This is a genomic window from Roseibium denhamense, assembly GCF_009711415.1.
GTDB classification, from domain to species: domain Bacteria; phylum Pseudomonadota; class Alphaproteobacteria; order Rhizobiales; family Stappiaceae; genus Roseibium; species Roseibium denhamense.
This window is the reverse complement of sequence record NZ_SMLZ01000105.1, coordinates 25,832-43,024: the sequence shown is the minus strand read 5'-3', so window position 1 is coordinate 43,024 and position 17,193 is coordinate 25,832. Positions and strand designations below refer to the sequence as shown.

At 58.6% G+C, this 17,193-nt stretch carries 17 protein-coding genes; 5 read left to right on the top strand and 12 right to left on the bottom strand.

Features of this window, described 5'->3' with window-relative positions; translation table 11 throughout:
- Nucleotides 1-48: 48 nt before the first annotated feature.
- The 4 genes from E1180_RS09435 to E1180_RS09420 all read right to left on the bottom strand — a co-directional run bounded on the left by E1180_RS09435 (nucleotide 49) and on the right by E1180_RS09420 (nucleotide 3,108).
- Nucleotides 49-486, bottom strand: a complete 438-nt coding sequence (locus E1180_RS09435) for an RT0821/Lpp0805 family surface protein (RefSeq protein ID WP_155190930.1) — start codon at nucleotides 484-486, stop codon at nucleotides 49-51.
- 181 nt (nucleotides 487-667) lie between these two features.
- Entirely contained in the window at nucleotides 668-2,131 is a 1,464-nt protein-coding gene (locus E1180_RS09430; protein ID WP_341873553.1) for an ATP-binding protein, read from the bottom strand.
- Entirely contained in the window at nucleotides 2,121-2,789 is a 669-nt protein-coding gene (locus E1180_RS09425; RefSeq protein WP_155190928.1) for a response regulator, read from the bottom strand. The genes E1180_RS09430 and E1180_RS09425 overlap by 11 nt, the downstream gene beginning before the upstream one ends.
- A gap of 64 nt (nucleotides 2,790-2,853) precedes the next feature.
- Nucleotides 2,854-3,108 (bottom strand): PepSY domain-containing protein, encoded by a 255-nt coding sequence (locus E1180_RS09420; RefSeq protein WP_208997043.1) that lies wholly within the window; start codon nucleotides 3,106-3,108, stop codon nucleotides 2,854-2,856.
- A gap of 231 nt (nucleotides 3,109-3,339) precedes the next feature.
- Here E1180_RS09420 and E1180_RS09415 point away from each other — a divergent pair, with 231 nt between their 5' ends.
- Entirely contained in the window at nucleotides 3,340-4,485 is a 1,146-nt protein-coding gene (locus E1180_RS09415) for an exonuclease/endonuclease/phosphatase family protein (RefSeq protein WP_155190927.1), read from the top strand.
- Nucleotides 4,486-4,535: 50 nt separating this feature from the next.
- Here the strand turns inward: E1180_RS09415 and E1180_RS09410 are convergent, their stop codons facing one another.
- The 3 genes from E1180_RS09410 to E1180_RS09400 form a co-directional block, all read right to left on the bottom strand.
- Nucleotides 4,536-5,831, bottom strand: a complete 1,296-nt coding sequence (locus tag E1180_RS09410; protein WP_155190926.1) for a glycosyltransferase — start codon at nucleotides 5,829-5,831, stop codon at nucleotides 4,536-4,538.
- Between the two features lie 78 nt (nucleotides 5,832-5,909).
- Nucleotides 5,910-6,653 (bottom strand): HAD-IIB family hydrolase, encoded by a 744-nt coding sequence (locus tag E1180_RS09405; protein WP_155190925.1) that lies wholly within the window; start codon nucleotides 6,651-6,653, stop codon nucleotides 5,910-5,912.
- Nucleotides 6,646-8,190 carry a glycoside hydrolase family protein gene (locus E1180_RS09400; RefSeq protein ID WP_155190924.1) on the bottom strand — a complete coding sequence of 515 codons (1,545 nt, stop codon included), beginning with the start codon at nucleotides 8,188-8,190 and terminating at the stop codon, nucleotides 6,646-6,648. Before E1180_RS09400 ends, E1180_RS09405 begins: the two co-directional genes overlap by 8 nt.
- 137 nt (nucleotides 8,191-8,327) lie before the next feature.
- Here E1180_RS09400 and E1180_RS09395 point away from each other — a divergent pair, with 137 nt between their 5' ends.
- A complete protein-coding gene (locus E1180_RS09395) occupies nucleotides 8,328-9,077 on the top strand; it encodes a DUF1194 domain-containing protein (protein ID WP_155190923.1) in 750 nt (249 codons plus the stop codon).
- A gap of 7 nt (nucleotides 9,078-9,084) precedes the next feature.
- Here E1180_RS09395 and E1180_RS09390 read toward each other — a convergent pair whose 3' ends face one another.
- The gene (locus E1180_RS09390) at nucleotides 9,085-10,263 is read right to left on the bottom strand and encodes a phytanoyl-CoA dioxygenase family protein (RefSeq protein WP_155190922.1); all 1,179 of its coding nucleotides are present in this window, start codon (nucleotides 10,261-10,263) and stop codon (nucleotides 9,085-9,087) included.
- A gap of 84 nt (nucleotides 10,264-10,347) precedes the next feature.
- Between E1180_RS09390 and E1180_RS09385 the strand changes: the two genes are divergently transcribed.
- A complete protein-coding gene (locus E1180_RS09385; RefSeq protein WP_155190921.1) occupies nucleotides 10,348-11,439 on the top strand; it encodes a LacI family DNA-binding transcriptional regulator in 1,092 nt (363 codons plus the stop codon).
- Here the strand turns inward: E1180_RS09385 and E1180_RS09380 are convergent.
- Nucleotides 11,384-12,085 carry a helix-turn-helix transcriptional regulator gene (locus tag E1180_RS09380; protein ID WP_155190920.1) on the bottom strand — a complete coding sequence of 234 codons (702 nt, stop codon included), beginning with the start codon at nucleotides 12,083-12,085 and terminating at the stop codon, nucleotides 11,384-11,386. The two genes, E1180_RS09385 and E1180_RS09380, sit on opposite strands and share 56 nt — an antisense overlap.
- A gap of 12 nt (nucleotides 12,086-12,097) precedes the next feature.
- Nucleotides 12,098-12,481 (bottom strand): VOC family protein, encoded by a 384-nt coding sequence (locus E1180_RS09375; protein ID WP_155190919.1) that lies wholly within the window; start codon nucleotides 12,479-12,481, stop codon nucleotides 12,098-12,100.
- A gap of 365 nt (nucleotides 12,482-12,846) precedes the next feature.
- On the opposite strand from E1180_RS09375, the gene E1180_RS09370 reads away from it, so the two are divergent.
- Both E1180_RS09370 and E1180_RS09365 read left to right on the top strand, forming a co-directional pair.
- Nucleotides 12,847-14,100 carry a HupE/UreJ family protein gene (locus E1180_RS09370; RefSeq protein ID WP_155190918.1) on the top strand — a complete coding sequence of 418 codons (1,254 nt, stop codon included), beginning with the start codon at nucleotides 12,847-12,849 and terminating at the stop codon, nucleotides 14,098-14,100.
- Between the two features lie 262 nt (nucleotides 14,101-14,362).
- Entirely contained in the window at nucleotides 14,363-15,922 is a 1,560-nt protein-coding gene (locus tag E1180_RS09365) for an EAL domain-containing protein (protein ID WP_208997042.1), read from the top strand.
- Between the two features lie 125 nt (nucleotides 15,923-16,047).
- Here the strand turns inward: E1180_RS09365 and E1180_RS09360 are convergent, their stop codons facing one another.
- Both E1180_RS09360 and E1180_RS09355 read right to left on the bottom strand, forming a co-directional pair.
- Complete coding sequence (locus E1180_RS09360) at nucleotides 16,048-16,254, bottom strand: hypothetical protein (RefSeq protein ID WP_155190916.1); 207 nt, start codon at nucleotides 16,252-16,254, stop codon at nucleotides 16,048-16,050.
- Between the two features lie 51 nt (nucleotides 16,255-16,305).
- On the bottom strand, nucleotides 16,306-17,178 hold the full coding sequence (locus E1180_RS09355; protein ID WP_155190915.1) for a glycoside hydrolase family protein: 873 nt from the start codon (nucleotides 17,176-17,178) through the stop codon (nucleotides 16,306-16,308).
- Between the last annotated feature and the right edge of the window lie 15 nt (nucleotides 17,179-17,193).

The window sequence follows — 17,193 nt, the reverse complement described above, 5'->3', positions numbered from 1 at the left end:
GTCTGGCGGGACCGGGCGATCACGTCTAGCCCCTGACAGCGGCGGCAATCAGCCGATGATTTCCCACTTGCCACGGGCCACTTCGCACGCGGTGCCGCGGGCCTGAAGCGTGCGCCCCTGCAGAACCATCTGGTGGGTAAACTCCCGGCATTCCGTGTCATTGACACGGTAGACCGGGCCCGGGCGGACCTGACCGCTGCGGCCGGTCCGGTCATTTTGCCAAGCCACCGAAACGCCCACGCCCCGCGCCCGCAAGGCCCGGTTTTGGGCATTCTCCGCAGCCCTGCGGTCGGACGGATTGAGTGCATCGCCAAATTCGTTGTTCACGAGAACGGAAATGGCTGTGTTGGCCTCCGAGCCAGTCCCGTCGGCGCTCGGATCCTGCAAGGAAGATCCCCATCCGCCGAGGCCGCCTGCTCCGGTCGAAGTTGAACAGCCACCCAAAACGGCGGCGAGAACAAGGCAGATGGCGCTGCGACGACGCATGCTCAAAAGCTCCTCAAAATCAGATGCCTGGCACATCAGAATCGATATGACAGGAGTAGATGCAATTTGTGGCCGAACTTGGCCGTTGGCCAATCAACCGGCTGTGATATGCGTCACAAAATACGCTGCGCTTAAGCTAAAACGCCATGCCGGAAAACGTAAGCCTTTGCTTATTCACGCGCTATTCACGTCCGAGCGCTGGAAGTGTCAGCCGGGCTTGCAGCCCGCCCGCTTCCGAGCTTCCAAGTTCAAAATGCCCGCCATAAAGCGCTGCAAGGTCAGCCACAATGGAAAGCCCCAAACCGGTTCCAGGAACGGTTTCATCGAGCCGCCGGCCGCGTTTGACCGCCTCGGCCCGCTGTTCCGGCGTGAGACCCGGTCCGTCATCCTCCACGACAATGGCCAGCATCTCCCGGCCTCCAGCTCCACCGCTTACCGGTTGGCAGGTGACGGATACTTCTCGGGACGCCCATTTGCAGGCGTTGTCGATCAGATTACCGGTCATTTCCTCAAGGTCCTGGGCTTCACCGCGAAACCGCAGCGGCGCCTCCTGCTCGAAGCTGATATCCAGATGCTTGTCGCGGTAGATCTTCTCCATAGCGCGGATGAGGCGCGCCAAGACCGGTTCTGTTTCACAAGAGACGCCGATCACCCGCCGCTGCGCCGCCATGCGGGCGCGTTCCAGATGGTGCTGGATCTGCGTCGACATGATACCGGCCTGTTCGGACACCTTGTCGGCCAGCGGGCCGCCCGATGCCCGCGCCTCGTTGGAAATGACGGACAAGGGCGTCTTCAGACCATGCGCAAGGTTGCCCACATGCGTGCGGGCCCGCTCCACGATTTCCTTGTTGGAGACGATCAAGCCATTCAGTTCAACGGCAAGCGGGGCGATTTCCCTGGGCAGGGATTCATCAATCCGCTCCGCCTCGCCGTGACGGACAGCGGATAGCGACTGGCGGAGACGCTGAAGCGGCCTCAGACCAATGCGCACCTGAAGGAATACCGCGAGGATCAAACCAATCCCCACAATACAGAGCGTTACCGCGACCATGCGCGCAAATTCGTTGATATCCGCCCAGAAACTGGCGGTCGCAGCCCCAACAGCAATCACGTAGGACACTTCCGCAATAGAGACGCGCTGCTGCAAAATCCGGAGTTCATCCCCTGTCGGACCGGTCGTGAACGCAACAGCCTCATCCGCGCCTTCCTCAAGGTGGGGAACGATGAGCGGATCGCCAACAAGGGATTCGGAGCTGTAAAGCACTTCGTCCGTGTCCGCCCTGCGCACAGTCCAGTACCAGCCGGACAGGGGCAAGGAAAACCGTGGATCGCCCTCATAGGTCGGCTGCCGCACCGTTGGAACGATGCTCCGGGTGACTTCCTCTTCATCCTGCAGCATCGCGGAGATCAAGGCAATTGCATGGATCTGGAGCTGCGCGTCGAATGCGCGCTCGCTTGCCCTTTGATAAAGACTGACCAGAAACACACCGGCAAGGGCCAAGGCCAGAGTGGACCAGATCGAGGCGACCATAACGAGGCGGCCCGCAAGAGACTGCCGCCGTGTCTTCACCGTTGGTGACGGGGCCGTTTCTTCAGGTTGCCTGGTACCGGTAGAAACCTTGCCCCCAACTGGATCAGCCGTCACTGGCATCTCCCAATCGGTAGCCGAGCCCCCGGACGGTCTCGATCATATCCGACCCGATCTTTTTGCGCAGACGGCCGACAAAAACCTCGACTGTGTTGGAATCCCGGTCGAAATCCTGATCATAAAGGTGCTCTGTCAACTCGGTTCTCGAAATCACCTTGCCCTGGTGATGCAACAGGTAGGACAGCAGCCGGTATTCATGTGAGGTCAGTTTGACCGGTGTGCCATCGCGCGTCACCCGCCCCGATCTCAGGTCGAGCCGGACCGCCCCGCAGGTGAGTTCGTTGGAGGCATGGCCTGCCGCACGGCGTACAAGCGCGCGCACCCGTGCCAGAACCTCCTCCATATGAAAGGGTTTGGCGACATAGTCATCCGCGCCGGCATCAATACCGGCGACCTTGTCCGACCACCTGTCGCGCGCGGTCAGAATGAGGACCGGCATGGTCCGGCCATCCCGGCGCCAGTTCTCAAGGACAGACAGGCCATCGAGCGTTGGAAGGCCAAGGTCGAGCACCACCGCATCGTAAGGCTCGGTGTCCCCCAGAAAATGGCCATCCTCGCCGTCCGTCGCGCTGTCGACCACGTAACCGGCTTCTTCCAGGGCGGTTACCAGCTGGCGGTTCAGATCCGCATCATCTTCAACAACAAGAATTCGCATATTGGATTTTCTTCAATCTCTAAGGCCCGGTGCCGTCCCGGGCAACCGGCTTGGCAAGAACGTCTTACCGGCTCGCGTTGACCGTGACTTTTGTGACCTTTCCGCCCTTCAAGACGGACAGGACATAAACGTAGCGGCCGCCCTGCTGGCAGAGCTGCGCCTTTACGATTTCGCCACCGGCCTGTCCGGCAACAGCCCCAAGCGGTGCTGCCTGACCACTGGCAACGGCCTCGCGCATTTGGCCAGCCGACAGGCAGGCAGCGGAGGCTGGAACAGCCGTCACAAGGGTAAACAGAAGGATGGCAATCAAGTGTTTCACGGCGAATCCGAAGGTTCGAGGTAAGTCTTGGGCAAGGGTGTAGCCAATTGCAGATGAACGCAAGCTGAACCGCCGGTTCATGCCAGTGATCCAAAGGCTTACCCGCCACACCCAGCACACACCTTATTAGTGTACCCAGCCCGCAAAACACGTATATTTGCAAGTGATGTTGAAACATGATTGCATACGGTTCCCGGCACGAAAATCCCATGGCAAGCAAGGGGCGGCAACATGAAACTTACCATGTGGAATACAGAGTGGCTGGACAGCTCCTGGGGCGTTGTCAGCGGCAAATATCAACCCGGACAGCATGTTTTTCCGCACAAGGTGCCCAGCATGGCGGAGGCCGAGAACCGGCTTGCCGGTGTCGCAGCCCTGATTGAGCGGATGCAACCGGATATACTCTTCTTGTGCGAAGCCCCGAAGGGCGAAGACGAGATGAGAGGCTTCACCGAAAAAATACTTCCCGATTATGACCTTGTCACCCGGCCAGCAGGTGAAAACTATTTTGTCGAGGGACGGCAATGGCTCTGGTTCCTGGTGCGCAAGGCCGTGGCAGACAGAATTTCACCGGACCTCCTTCCTATCACCACCTGGCGGACCTTTGCCGCTGAGGCCGATGACAGCATTTCGATCAAGGGCAAGTGGAAAGTGGCCGCGCCGCGGCTGGAAACGGTTGGCGGGGTCAAGGACGTCCCTGTCTCAAAGCGGCTCAATCATGAATTCTACCGGGAACCACAGGTCCTGAGATTCCAGTTCGGCGGCGCTCAGCACGAAGTGATTGGCGCGCACCTGAAAAGCAAGTTTACCGGCGAAAGTCCGCGCAAGAGAAAAGCGGACGAGGATTTCGACGACTACATCAAGTCCAGCAAAACTATCCGACGGTTCATGGCCAAGGCGCATGAGGCCCGGGTAAAGCTGAGCTCAGAAGCCAGTTACATTAGGGCCTATATCGATCACCGGTTCTCGCAGGAGGCCGATCCATCGCTCTTCGTTGTGGGTGATCTGAATGATGGCCCGGGCAAGGAATTGATGGAAAAGCAGTATTTGCTCCACGATCTTATCAGCAATTTGCAAGGCGAGGTGTTTTTCGCCCGCAAATACCTCAACCATGCTCTGTTCGACCAACCGGATGAACTGAGATGGACGGCGCGGTTCAAGGATCCCATCGATCCGGCGCGCAGCGAGTTCATTCTGCTCGACCACATCCTGTTTACACAGGCCCTCACGCGGTCGGGAACCAGCCCTTTGGTCGCGAAATCGAAATCCGGACTGGTCGAACATCTGGCCTTCGAGGAAACCGAGGCCCTGTTCGGAAAAGGGATGCTGAGTGACCACCGGCCCGTCAGCATCACCCTGGAGCCACGAATATCCTAAACATCTAACCGGCAGCTCTTAAGCGTTTCCGCAACGCCGCTCGGTTCATGTCAGGTCAGCACCAGCTCGTCGGCCTGCAGATCATCGTAGCGGCCCTTGAACTGCTCGAAAACTTGCAGCGTCCGCCGCGCAATACCGGTCCAGCCGAACACGCGGCGGGCAAACCGGGCGCCTTCTACCGTCAGCGTCTCGCGCACCCAGTTATATTGCAGAGGCATGTTGAGCATGGCGGCGAACTCTTCCGGACGCTTCGGATCAGCCACCAAGGCATGACGGCCGAACTCGATCTGGTCGAACAGGCCGCCATGGATGGTCACGACTGTGGGTGTTCCGCAGGCCATTGCCTCAACAGCGGTCATGCCGAATGGTTCGTAGCGCGATGGCAGCGCGAAAATTCCAGGGGCCCTGTAAAAGTCCGCAAGATCCTCATCGGCCACATAACCACGCCAGCTGATCCTGTCTGAGACACCCAGTTCCGCCGCCCGTTGCTTCCATTGGTCCAGCAACGCATTGTCGCTGTCCGAATTCGCTCCGGCGGCAAGAACCAGCCGGGCTTCAGGCTGCAGCTTCACCAGGCTCGGCAGCGCCTCGATGATCAGGTCATAGCCTTTGTTCTCAGCTGCCCGGCCAACCACATAGACATCGGTCTCCCTAATGTCGTGCTTGGCCCTTGCCGCCTGAACCTTGGCCGGGGTGGCGGGCATGAACCGGCCCTCATCGATCCCCGGCGGGATCATGCTGATATGCTCCTTGGGCAGCTGGTACTGTTCGACGATCAGGTCGGTCTGCTGCTCCGTTGTTGCAATCACGTGGTCGCAGTTCCGGTACAGCACAAACTCCTTCTGGATCCGCTCTTCAAACCGGTAACCGGCCATTTCTTCCGCGCTTGCGCCTTCCATGTCGTGCTCCTTCCACCATCCGAGAGAGTGCGGCGTGTGGACGTGCGGAATCTGGAGTTCTTCGGCGATCTTTTGCCCGGAAATGCCGGCATCCCAGTAATGACTGTTGATCACATCATACTGCAAGCCGCGGTGACGGATCATCGCCAGGGCATTGGTGACGAAGTCGCCGTACCAGTCGTGCATGTCTTCCTTGCGGATGAAATCCTTCCCGCCGAAGGGAATCCGCACCACGCGCAGATTGTCGTTGATGATGTCTTCGGCAGGCTGATCCTCAAACTGGCGGGTCATGACATCCACACGGTAGCCGAGCCGGGCAAACCGCTTGGCCAATTCCAGTACGAACACGACCTGGCCTCCGGTGTCCGGCTTGCCTAGCTCCGGCGATCCCGCGACATATCCGTGAAGGGAGATCATCAGAAGCGAGCCGATATTTTGTTTTAGCATCGTGGTCCTACCTTTAGTGCGTGTCGTCTCCATAATCCCAGGCGGTTGTCCGGCTGCCTTTTGCGGCAGTTGGCCTTGTTACGGTGCCTTTGGCAAAAGGCCATAGGCGATCAGCCCTTCGGCAACACCACCCGCATGGGGCGCTGTTGCATGATACGTCTTGTGAACCGGCATCTTGTTGACCAGCTCTTCCCGCGCATTGCCAACGGCAATCGCGCGCCTGGCGGCTTGAAACAGAGCAAGATCATTGCCGCTGTCGCCGGCTGCGATGGTCCGCGCCAGCGGGATGCCCAGATGCTCAGCTAGATGGCGCATTGCCGCATCTTTTCCAGCGCCTGGCGCTAGAATGTCGAGATCGCTGGTCCCGGAAAAGATCGACTTGAACTCAAATCCCTCGCCCTTCAACCCGCTCATCACCTTCTCGGCGGCTGTGCGTCCTTGAACAGTGAAACTCGCCTTGCCGCCTGTTTGATAGATGTCGTCATGCGGCTGAAACCCGAGACGGCGGACATAATCGCGAATGTTCTCGTCCGGCCAGTCCTCAAACTGCCGGGTCCAGGTTTCAAGGGATCTTCCAGCAATCCGGACTTCTGTTCCAAGTCCCGTAATCACGGCGTCCGGCTTAAAGCCTGCCGGAAAATATTCCGACAAAGTTTGGTCGACACTTGCGGCCGGGCGGCTTGAGTTCAACGCGACCTTCAAGGTTTGAGAACGGGCTGCCAACGCCGCACAAAGCTGCTCCAGAGCGGCCTGATCCCCGGTCAGCGTATCGTCTATATCGCTGACAAGAAGCCAGACATCGGTGACCGGCTGTTCACCCATCCGGCGGAAACCTCTCGTCTTCCAAAGGGGGGAGTGCGGTCGAATAGACCCGTTCGGCAGCCCCTTCCGTCACGGGGCGGCTGAGGCTTTCGATTTCCAGATCCTTCAGGCAGACAGCTGCGCTCTCCGTGTAAAAGCCGACACCGCCTTCAATGAAACTGTCATCCACCAGGCTCAGCACCACGAACCCGTCAATCGAGAGCTCCAGATACATGCCGTGGGCCACCACTTCGATCTGCCATGGCCCCTGGTTGCTGCCCCGGAAGTGGGCCTCCTGGAGGGGCTGATACCGGAACGCATGTTCGAATTCAGGGGTCGGATTGGCCCCCCAGGCGCGGATCTGGGCGATGCCATTCACAAGATCGAGCGACAGATAATATCCGTCCCAATCCTCATTCATCCGCAGGACCAGACCGGTCTTGCCGGATCCCTCCAACATGAGTTGCGCCTTTAGGCGGAAATCCAGATGGTCCCCCGGCAGCAGAAATGCCTCGTAACCGCTCCGGCAGGCGAGATGCAAACCGTCCGGTCTGTCAATGGCAGAGGCATGCGGATTGGCGTAGAGGAGACGGCATTGATAAGAGGCCGTGATGATCTCGCGGTGGGTCACCAGATCGTTGAAGGCGCTGTAAGACTTTACCTTGAGCCGTCCGGCTTCATCGGTCACCAGCTCCTTGGGTGGCGGCAGCAGCTTCTTCACCACTTCACGACCGTAGATGTATTCGGTCTTGGAAAAGAAGTTGAACAGGAGAATCGCGTCCGGCGTCTCGCAGATCCGCCCCGCGTAGTTGCCCGACGGCAGGAGCACATTGTCGAAGAAGTTTTCGTACGGTCCGCCAAAGCTGTCTGCGTACCAATAGTGGATCTTGATGTCTTCGCGGATCGAACCGAGCAGGTAATAGCGCTCACCAAGCTTGAAGAGGTTCGGCACTTCGACATCGTCATAAAGACCGGGCCGGTGCAACGGTGCTTCAAACACGAACTGGTCCGGCGCCTCTTCGCGGGCAAGGCCGACACACCCGCGCCGGATGATCGGGCCGTCCTTGATCCGGGCGGAGCTGAGCAAGTACCGCTCATGCGTCTCGGGATCCTTGAAAAAAAACGGGTCCCGGAAGCTCACCCAATGACGGCCTTCATGGATGGAGCTCTCATAATGCGGACCGGGGATTTCCAGCGGATAGGTCTGCGACGTGCTCCGGTCCCAATGATAAAGATCGCGGGAGCGGGCAAGCCCGACCCTCTGGACGCGGCCGAACTCGGCGCGTGCAAGCCCGGTGTAAAACATCCGCCAAGCGCCCTTCCGCTCAGGATCCGTGGAGACATGCATGGTCCACAGCATATCGTCATCCCAATCACCGGGATCACCGACAAAAAGAGCGTTCTTGACCCGCCGCCAGCTCATGGCATCCGGGCTTACCGCATGGGCAATAAAGTCGTGGTTCGGCAGGACGAGATGGAAAAGATGAAACATGCCATCGTGGTAGACAACATCAACATCGCCAATGTCCGATCTCAAAAATCCGTGGGATGCGTACATGCCCCAAGCTTGCCCCAGTTTCCAGAATCTTTCCAAGTGTTGCCGGAAAATGCGTTGCAGTGCAACAACCCGGCTCGGATGGGACGGTTATGGCCGGGCTCTTCCGAAGTCCGTGCTCACCTGCTACCTTTTCTGCCATGTTGCGCGTTTTCCAAAGTCCGGCAGTCCGCCACGCTGAGCCGCGCAGGCACGATGCGCGCGTCTTTCGCTGGAGCCTTTCTGCTCTCGCCGCTTCTGCACTGCTGATCCTGCCGGGTGCCCAGGCGAACGCCTGCGCGCTGGCACTTGTGCTTGCCATGGACAGCTCCGCCAGCGTTGACGAAGCCGAATACACCCTGCAGATGGAGGGGCTTGCCGCAGCGCTCACCGACCCCGAAGTGGTCGGTGCCATCGAAACGGTCGGCGGCATTTATCTAAATGCCTTTGAGTGGAGCGGCCGGTATCAGCAATCCATGCAACTCGACTGGCAATTCATCGATGGCGCAGGCGCTGCCCAGCTGGCGGCGGCCCAACTGCGCCGCAAACAGCGCGCGTACAACGAGTTTCCGACTGCGCTGGGCTATGCCCTTGGATTTGCCGCCGTTCAGATGAAATCCGCACCGCAGCGCTGTGCCCGACAGGTCGTTGATGTCGCCGGTGATGGCGTCAACAATGCGGGTTTTGGACCCCAAAACGCCTATAAGGCATTTGACTTCACAAATATTACAGTCAACGGCCTGGTCATTGAGGAACCCGGCAGGCTCACCGTCGACTACTACGCAGAAGAAGTCATCCGGGGGGCTGGCGCATTCGTTGAAGTCGCCAATGGTTTTGACGATTACGAACGCGCCATGAAGCGCAAACTTGTGCGTGAAATTTTCGGCAGCGGCTACGCCGCCCTTCCTTGAGCCCCCTTCATGACCGCCTTCGTGCGTTCTGCCGGTCGAGCAGAGCTTCAAAGTCTTCGGCTGGAAGAGCCTCACGCAGCGCCCGCATCATCAGCTGTTTCTGCGTTTCGGGCGCAAGTCCGCCAACGGGTGGATCCATGTCCAGATTGGTCGGGAAGGAATAACCTTCTGCGCAACAGGATGCGGCAGCCTCAAGCAACGGTTCAGACAGGGCGCTGATCTCGTGCTTGCGCAGAAGAACCGGATAAAGGGCGCGGCACATCTTGTCGCGATCCACAGTCTCCATGGTGCGGCCGAATGCCGAAGAGACCTGCAACAGGTTAGCCATGCGCTGGACATCTGCGCTGGTATTCGCACCAGCTGCGTGGAACAGAGCCGGGTTGAAGAAAACCGCATCCCCTTTTTCGAGCGGCACCTGAACATAGTTGTCCTCAAAAAACGCCCTGAATGGTTCCAGGCGGTAGGCCGCATATCCGGGCCGGTACAGCTGAGAAAACGGCAACAACTTCGTCGGGCCACTTACAATCGGCATGTCGGTATGGGCAACAGCCCCTTGAAGCGTCATCACCGGTGACAGATCGTGCACATGCGCCGGATAACGGGCGCAGTCTTCAGCGCTCTGAAAGCCCAGATGATAGTCCCGATGGGCCTTTTGTGCCGCACCGCCAGGCCGGACGAGATTGATCTGGGCCGTCGTTTGGTAATTAGGCCCAAGCCAGGCCTCGCAAACAGCATCGAGTGCCAAGTTTGCAAAGTAGTCCGCAAAGACATCGGGGGCTGCAAGACACAGCTTTTCAAGAGAATTCCAAATCCGGTCGTTGGCTCCAGCGGCTGCGAAATGATCAGCGCCACCGCCACTTTGGGCTTTTTCCTCGGCGATGATCTGATTGTAGATGCCGGTTGCGGCATCAATTGCGGCTAGATTTTCGAACGCGCCTTTCAATACAATCACGCCGGACAGGCTCCGGAAAACATGAGCCCACTCCGCCATGAGACGGCGTCTTGTTGTCTCTCCGTTAAGCCGGTCACTCAGATCGCCAATGTCATAAATCGGAATGTTGGCCTCGATCCGCGCGGCATGTGGCACAAGACCAGCCTCGAGCTGCTGCGACACCAATGCCTTGAACGCGCCGAGATCGCAGCTCGTGTCATCGAAGTACCCTGTCAGGGCTGGCTGTTGATCCATGATGTCCTCCCAAAATCATATTGCAAAGAGACTACCAGCAGACGGGCTTGCGCAGACGGTGAAAAACCATCAAGAATCCATCAAATGACACATAGGTTCCCGATCAAGGAGATTGCGCTCCAATCCGGTTTGAGCACAGCGACGGTCGATCGTGTGTTAAACGACCGAGCAAATGTCAGTCCGCAAACCAGACGGCGTGTCCGGGATGCCATCGACGAACTGATGCGCCAGGAAGGTCAGCTGGCCGCGCGGGGCCGCCGGATTTTCATCGATATTATTGTCGAAGCTCCTGCCCGGTTCAGCCGGGAAATCGAAAAGGCAGTACATGCCGGCCTGTCGCGTCTGGCTCCCCTGGCCATCCGGCCGAGGTTCTCCTTCTTTGAACGCCTGTCGCCAGAAGCATGCGCGGCAGAACTGCGCCGGGTGCGAAAACGTGGTTCCCAAGGCGTTTGTTTGAAGGCACAGGACGCGGGGCCGGTCCGTGACGCGATTGCCACGCTTTCCGGGCAAAACATTCCGGTCGTGACCGTATTCACGGATTGTCCTGGATCGGCGCGGGTCGCCTATGCCGGGCTCAACAACACAAGAGCCGGGCAAACTGCGGCTTATCTAATGGACCAATGGCTGGACAAGAACGCACAGACAGTCCTCACCACTTTAAGCCAGCACAGTTTTCAGGGCGAAGAAGAGCGGTTTCAGGGCTTCAAGACCCACCTAGTGGAAAGGCGGCCGCAAATTAAGCTCATCGATGCCAGCGGAGGCGGCGGCCTCAACATGAACACGGCCCGCAAGGTCGCCGATCTCGTCGGTTCGTCCCAACCGGTTGATGGCGTTTATTCTATGGGCGGCGGAAATCTTGCCATCCTTGATGCGCTTCAAAAAGCGGGACAAACGCCCAGCGTCTTCATAGCCCATGACCTGGATGAGGACAATCTGGGGCTGCTAGAATCCAGGCAGCTCACAATTGCACTTTATCATGATCTTCAAGAAGACATGCTCGCGGCCTTCCGCCATATTCTCGCTTTTCAAGGAATTGGCGAACCGCCCGCCCTCAGCCAGAGCGATATTCAGATTGTCACACCGATGAACATCCCGTCCAGTCAAGAGCAGGCGGCACGCGTTAAGCGCCGTGCTGCGGATACCCTTCCTGTTCCATCGCAAGGTAAAAGTCCTTGAGCGTCTTACCCGGTTCCGGCTCGAACCGGTCACCGGTTTCGCGGATGTCGCTCATCCGGTCGACCCGGAACATGCGGAAATCCTGGCGCAATTCGCACCAGCCGACCAAGGTCCAGACCTTGCCCCAGAACCAGAGACCGAGCGGCCGCACAATCCGGTCTGTCGGATCGCCCTGGGCATCGGAATAGGCAATCGCGAGCCGTTTGCGGCTATCGGCCGCCGCCTCCAGAAAGTCGAGATGGGCCCTTGTCTGCGGTGTCATCTCCGGCGCGAACGCGTGGATCTCGACCTCGTTTTGCTTCACCCGTATTTTTTCGGGCAAAACAGCATCGATCTTGATCATGGCCTCTTCAGCGGCCCGCGCCATTGCCGCCCCGCCCCAGGCCCGGATCAACCGGGCACCGGCCAGAAGAGCAACGATTTCATCGCGCGTGAACATGAGCGGTGGCAGATCATAGCCGTCGCGCAGCAGATAGCCGACCCCGGCCGCCCCCTCGACGGGAACGCCCGAGGCCTGCAAATCGGCAACATCGCGGTAGATGGTCCGCTCCGAGACTTCCAGCCATTCGGACAGCTGCCGCGCCCGGACGAGCCGGCCGCCGCGCAAGTACTGAACGATCTGGAACAACCGGTCCGCCCGCCTCATGGGGCCCGTCCATCAGCTGTTGAAAATGAAAAGGCCGATCGAGTTTCCGTCCGGATCCTCCCCATAGGCAAAACGGCCGGTCGGGATGGCAATCGGGTCGGAGATGATCGTCCCTCCCGATTCTGCAAACCGTTCCATCGTTTCTTCCAAAGTGTCGGGACACAGGAGATGAACGGTCGGGCCGGTGCCTCTGGGCGCCGGTTTTCCGGGGTAAAGATGGCCTGCAACGCCACTGGCGTCTTCCTTGACCGGGAACATTGCAAAGGGATTGGGTCCCATATCGGTGACAAGTCTAAGCTCCGTTTTGAATACTTTATTATAAAAGCTGATCGCTTGGTCCAGGTTGGTGACAGGAATCTCCATCCAGACGGTGAAGTGATCGGGCATGAAAGTCATGGAATGTCTCCGTTGAAGCTGTGACAGGGATCACCTTATCAAGCCCCTCCTGACAGCATTCTGTCAGGAGACTTCAACAAATCTTCATGACGCAAGGTCAGCCCTTCCGGCTCAAAAACCGCCGTATTCTTAAAGTGATGACGTAAAGGCTCGAACCTGGTCATGATCGCGCTGAGCGCTCAGCGCGCTCTGCCTTAACGCTGCTCTGCGGCGGACCAAACAGACTGCGGACCGCACCAGCCGCAAATCCCGTTTGAGATGTGCAAATGCCTTGGGCTGCCGGATTTGAGGCTGTAAGCTCAGACTGTCCGGAGTGACGCCGGGCAAGACCTGCGCCCGCGCAGCCAACGTCCGGAAGTGGCTCCATGACCTTTGCCCGCATTGTCTTCAGTCTTGTGGTCACGCTTACAGCTGCGGTTGGTTGTCTGCAGCCATCCGCGTTCGCGCACTTTGCAGAAGGCACCAAGGTCCGCACAATCCTGATCGCCGAAGGAAACGGCGGACTTGTTGCCTATGTGCGGGTTCCTGCGCCCCTGGTTTTTTCAGATCTTGTCGGCCGGGCCCAGGTCGACCAAGTGCCGCTCGTCTCTCCTTTCCTTTCGGTCGAGACAACAAGCACCGGGAGCCGCTACCGGCTTGATACTCACGCCATCCAAAGAGACAGCCGCGACTTCGAAAACCGGTTGGAAAGAGCCCTCGTCTTTTCGCAGGCCGGTCTCGACCTGCCGGCCGAAATCACCGGGTTTGTGGTTCATGCGCAGCGCCCCGATCAGGACCTTGCATCGCTCAGTGATGCTCAAGCCACGCTCTCGTTACCGTCCGCCGGGGCAGACCCGGTATTCGGCGAAGCCGTCATTGACTACGCACTCCGGCTGACAAGCAACGATACGGGTGGGATCTTGTCGATCCAGTCCGGCTACGCGCCGCTTCTGCCCGGTCCAGGCATTGAGATTGACAATCATCTTCTCGACGCCCGCGCCGATCCGCCCGTCTCCTCGGTTGCACCGGGACAGCTGGAAACGCCCGCCCTTATGGACGGATCGCGGCTGACCACATTCGGTCATTTTGTCTATCAAGGGATGCTGCATATCCTGGAGGGGCTGGACCACGTCCTTCTGGTGGTGGCCCTTGCGCTTGGCGTCGGAGCGACCCGCAAACTGATTTTTCTGGTCACGGCTTTTACACTCGGTCATTCGGTTACACTGATCGCAACTTTCCTGGGCGCAACGCCAAGCTGGCCCTGGTTTATCCCGGCGGTTGAAACCGCAATCGCAGCGTCTGTTCTTTATGCGGCCGTCGCCGCCATGGTGAGAAAGTCAGGGTCCATCCTTGTCTTCACAGGCATCGGCCTGTTGCACGGCCTCGGTTTTTCCTTCGTCCTAAGTGACATTCTCGGACGGACCGCACCGGATTTGATCCCCGCACTGCTCGCCTTCAACATCGGTATTGAGGTTGGCCAGCTGATCATTTTGGGGGTCACGCTCACCCTCGTTTACATGGTCCGGGAACTTGCCAAACCGGCACTCAATCCCGCCCGGTTCGGCATCCTCGCCGCAATATCGATTCTGTCCGTATGGTGGGTGGTCGAGCGCCTTGGCGGCGTGGTTGGTGCCGTTTGATCTGAAATGGTACATCTTCCTGTCATGATCTAACGCTTTCGCCGCAAATTTGGCGGCCGAGCCCCTCTTTTCATGCATAAAAACGCGATTTTAATGCGAAATCTGTTGATCTTGATCAGACCAGTTGACGTCGTCTTAACATGCGATGTCCATAGTGCCCGATGAAACGCAAACGGGTAAATCAGTGACAGACAATCGTTCTGTGCAAACAAAAAGCCCTACACTGCATGGATTAGGCGCCGGAATAGCAACCGTGGCGCTCATGATGCTCGTTGCATGGACCGTAATATCGGTTCAAGGCAAGGCAACGCTCAAAAGTCAGACAACAGAGCTGTTAAACAAGTGGGTTCAGAGCCTGGAGGACGGCGACCGTCTTTACGCGCAGCTTGAATCGATACGGCCCGCCGATTGCGGCCCGGATCACCTGCGCCGGCTCAATACCATCGTTTTCCACGAAAACAGTATTTCAAACATCTGGTACTTCGGTGCAGAGACGACCCACGCCCAGTGTTCGTCCGTTTTCGGCGCGTTTGATCCGCCGATTGATCTTGGCGATCCTACCCGCGGGCTGTTTTCAACGGACGACCGGGTGACCTGGTACAACCGCCCGATTTCGGCGATTGAAGGGCTCTATACCCTTACCGTTGTCAAAAAGGGGTCATACGGCGTCTCGTTTACCAGAACGGGCAATCTTGCGGTTGCGGAAGACGATCAGTTCTACGTGGCCGATCCGGGTGATCCGGACAAGATCCGCAGTCAGGCAAGCGGCAATCCAGATTTGCTCACGGCTTACAAAAACGATTTTGGCCCAATGGTTGGAAACATCTATGCCCGCGCCTGTTCGGACGGGTCCATCAGCCTTTGCTATCTGACCATGATCAGCTCGGTCACGGTTCTTTGGGAGAACAAGTGGCCGCTGACAATCTTCTTCCTGTTCAGCTGCATCACCGGTTTTTTGGTATCGCAACGGGTGAACCGTATCGTTCACAAGATGCGCAGTCCGGCGGGACGCATCCGGCGGGCGGTTGCCCGTGGAGGCGCTGGCTTTGTGCCCTACTACCAGCCGATCATGACCCTGGAGGCCATGGAGTGCCAGGGCTGCGAAGTGCTCGCCCGCTTTGAGGACGAGTACGGGAAACTCTATCCGGATCAGTTCATAGCCACCATCCAGGAGCTCGGCCTGACCTGGGAATTTACCGAGATCATCATCAAAAAGGCGCTCAAGGACCTGAGCCCGCTCCTGGCAGGACGTCCGGGCTTCAAGGTCGCCGTCAATTTCTTCCAGGCCGATCTTGAAGATGACCGGATCCAGACGGTGATCGGATCCCCCGTGTTCAAGCTTGCCGCTGATGCCAAGATCAGCCTGAGCTGCGAAATCCTGGAAACCGGGATCCGGGCGGGCACGAGCATTGCCAAGTCGCTTGAATATCTGAGGAGTATCGGCTGCTCGATTGCCATTGATGATTTCGGGACCGGTTACTCCAATCTGGCCCAGGTCAAAGCGCTCAAACCGGACCTTATTAAGATCGACAAGATGTTTATCGACGATCTGACGCACAATTCCGATACGGCCCGCAGCGCCTTCATCAACGTCATTCTTGATCTCGCCTCCGCCCAAGGCATCAGCGTGTGCGCCGAAGGCATCGAAACCATGGAACAGCTGGCTGCGCTCCGAAACCGCAGTGTCGACTTTGGCCAGGGCTACTTTTTTGCAAAGCCGATGCCGATCCAGGATTTTTCCCTCTACTTGCTTGAAAAGGCCATGAAGCGCCGGATCCCGGAAACCGAGCGGCTCGGCAAGCTGTTTCCGCTCGTCCGGTAGGCCGCCAGCTGCGGACTTCGAGCCTGTTTTAATTGAGAAGCCCCGGGCTCCCACAGGTACGGGCATTGTCCGTCAGGCAGCATAAAACACCGCCTGATGAACAGCAAAAAACGCTGCCGGTTTGGTCAATGCGGACGCTTCCACCCGGCAGGGCCCGTGGTCACATGCCGGAGAAGAATGTTCGCAAAGCCAAGGGCGGCAATCACCAGCGCAGCCTGTCCTTCAGGCAAGACACTGTGCCAGTCGGCGGCTTCCAGATAACTCAACACTTCCGCGCACAAGGCCGTAAGGCCGACCGTTCCGTTGAAGACAAGTGTTTTCCAGCCGTGCATGACAGCTTCTCCTAAGGTTGAGTGGTTTGAAGGGAACTTAAGGCTTGGCGGTCAGCCGGAGGGGATGCGGGCGAGTAGATGGCCCCGGTAGAGCCATAGGACCAGTAGCCCGCAGCCGAGCCCGCCAACGAGGCCTGTCGCCATGGCAGCAAGGTGAGACGGCACACCGGACGACACGCATACCCCTCCAGACAGGAGCGCGGCGGCTCCCGTGAAGGCTTGGCCCGCACGTGTTTCAAGAGCCCGTTTCAACGTCGCCATGGTCGCCGGTCCGGCAACACCGTCCACGACAAGCGGCGGATGTGCTTTTTGGAACGCGGTGATTGCGGCATGCGTCATGGGCCCGCAAATGCCGTCAAGCGGCCCAGGATCGAAACTGAGTTTTTGCAAGTTCCTCTGAAGTTGGCGGACATCATCGCAGGACTGAAGAGGCGGTTTGGACATCCGGTAGTCTCCGGTCTCGATCAACCGGGCCTCGGCGGCTCTGCGCCGGACAAGGCCCTTGAGCACACGCCCGCCCGCTCTCGTTCCGGTTTTGCGCAGCAAGCTTGCCGCCTTCGCCGTCAGCCCGTCTGCCAGAGCCTGCGCCCAGCGCCAGCCCAGCGCCCCGGCGCCCAGATTATAGACAACGGACACACAGGCGTCGAACTGAGGTTGTGACAGCCGATGAAACCGGCGCAGGACCGGCGGGGCATATTCTTCTTCCAGGAGTTTCAAAAGGAGCTTGTTGGCGTCTGTGCGGGCAAGACTGTCCCCCACTCTCAAGCTCTGTCCCGTCCTTTGCCGCCACCAGGACGAAAACACCCGGCTGCGCATGGTGAAGCCATAGCCGATGGTGACAATCCCGGCCGGATCCAGATATCCCCTGGACACGAAACCCTCATGCGCCGCCAGAAAGGCGAGCCCCTGGTCACTCACTTTCATATCGTTTCCTCCTGA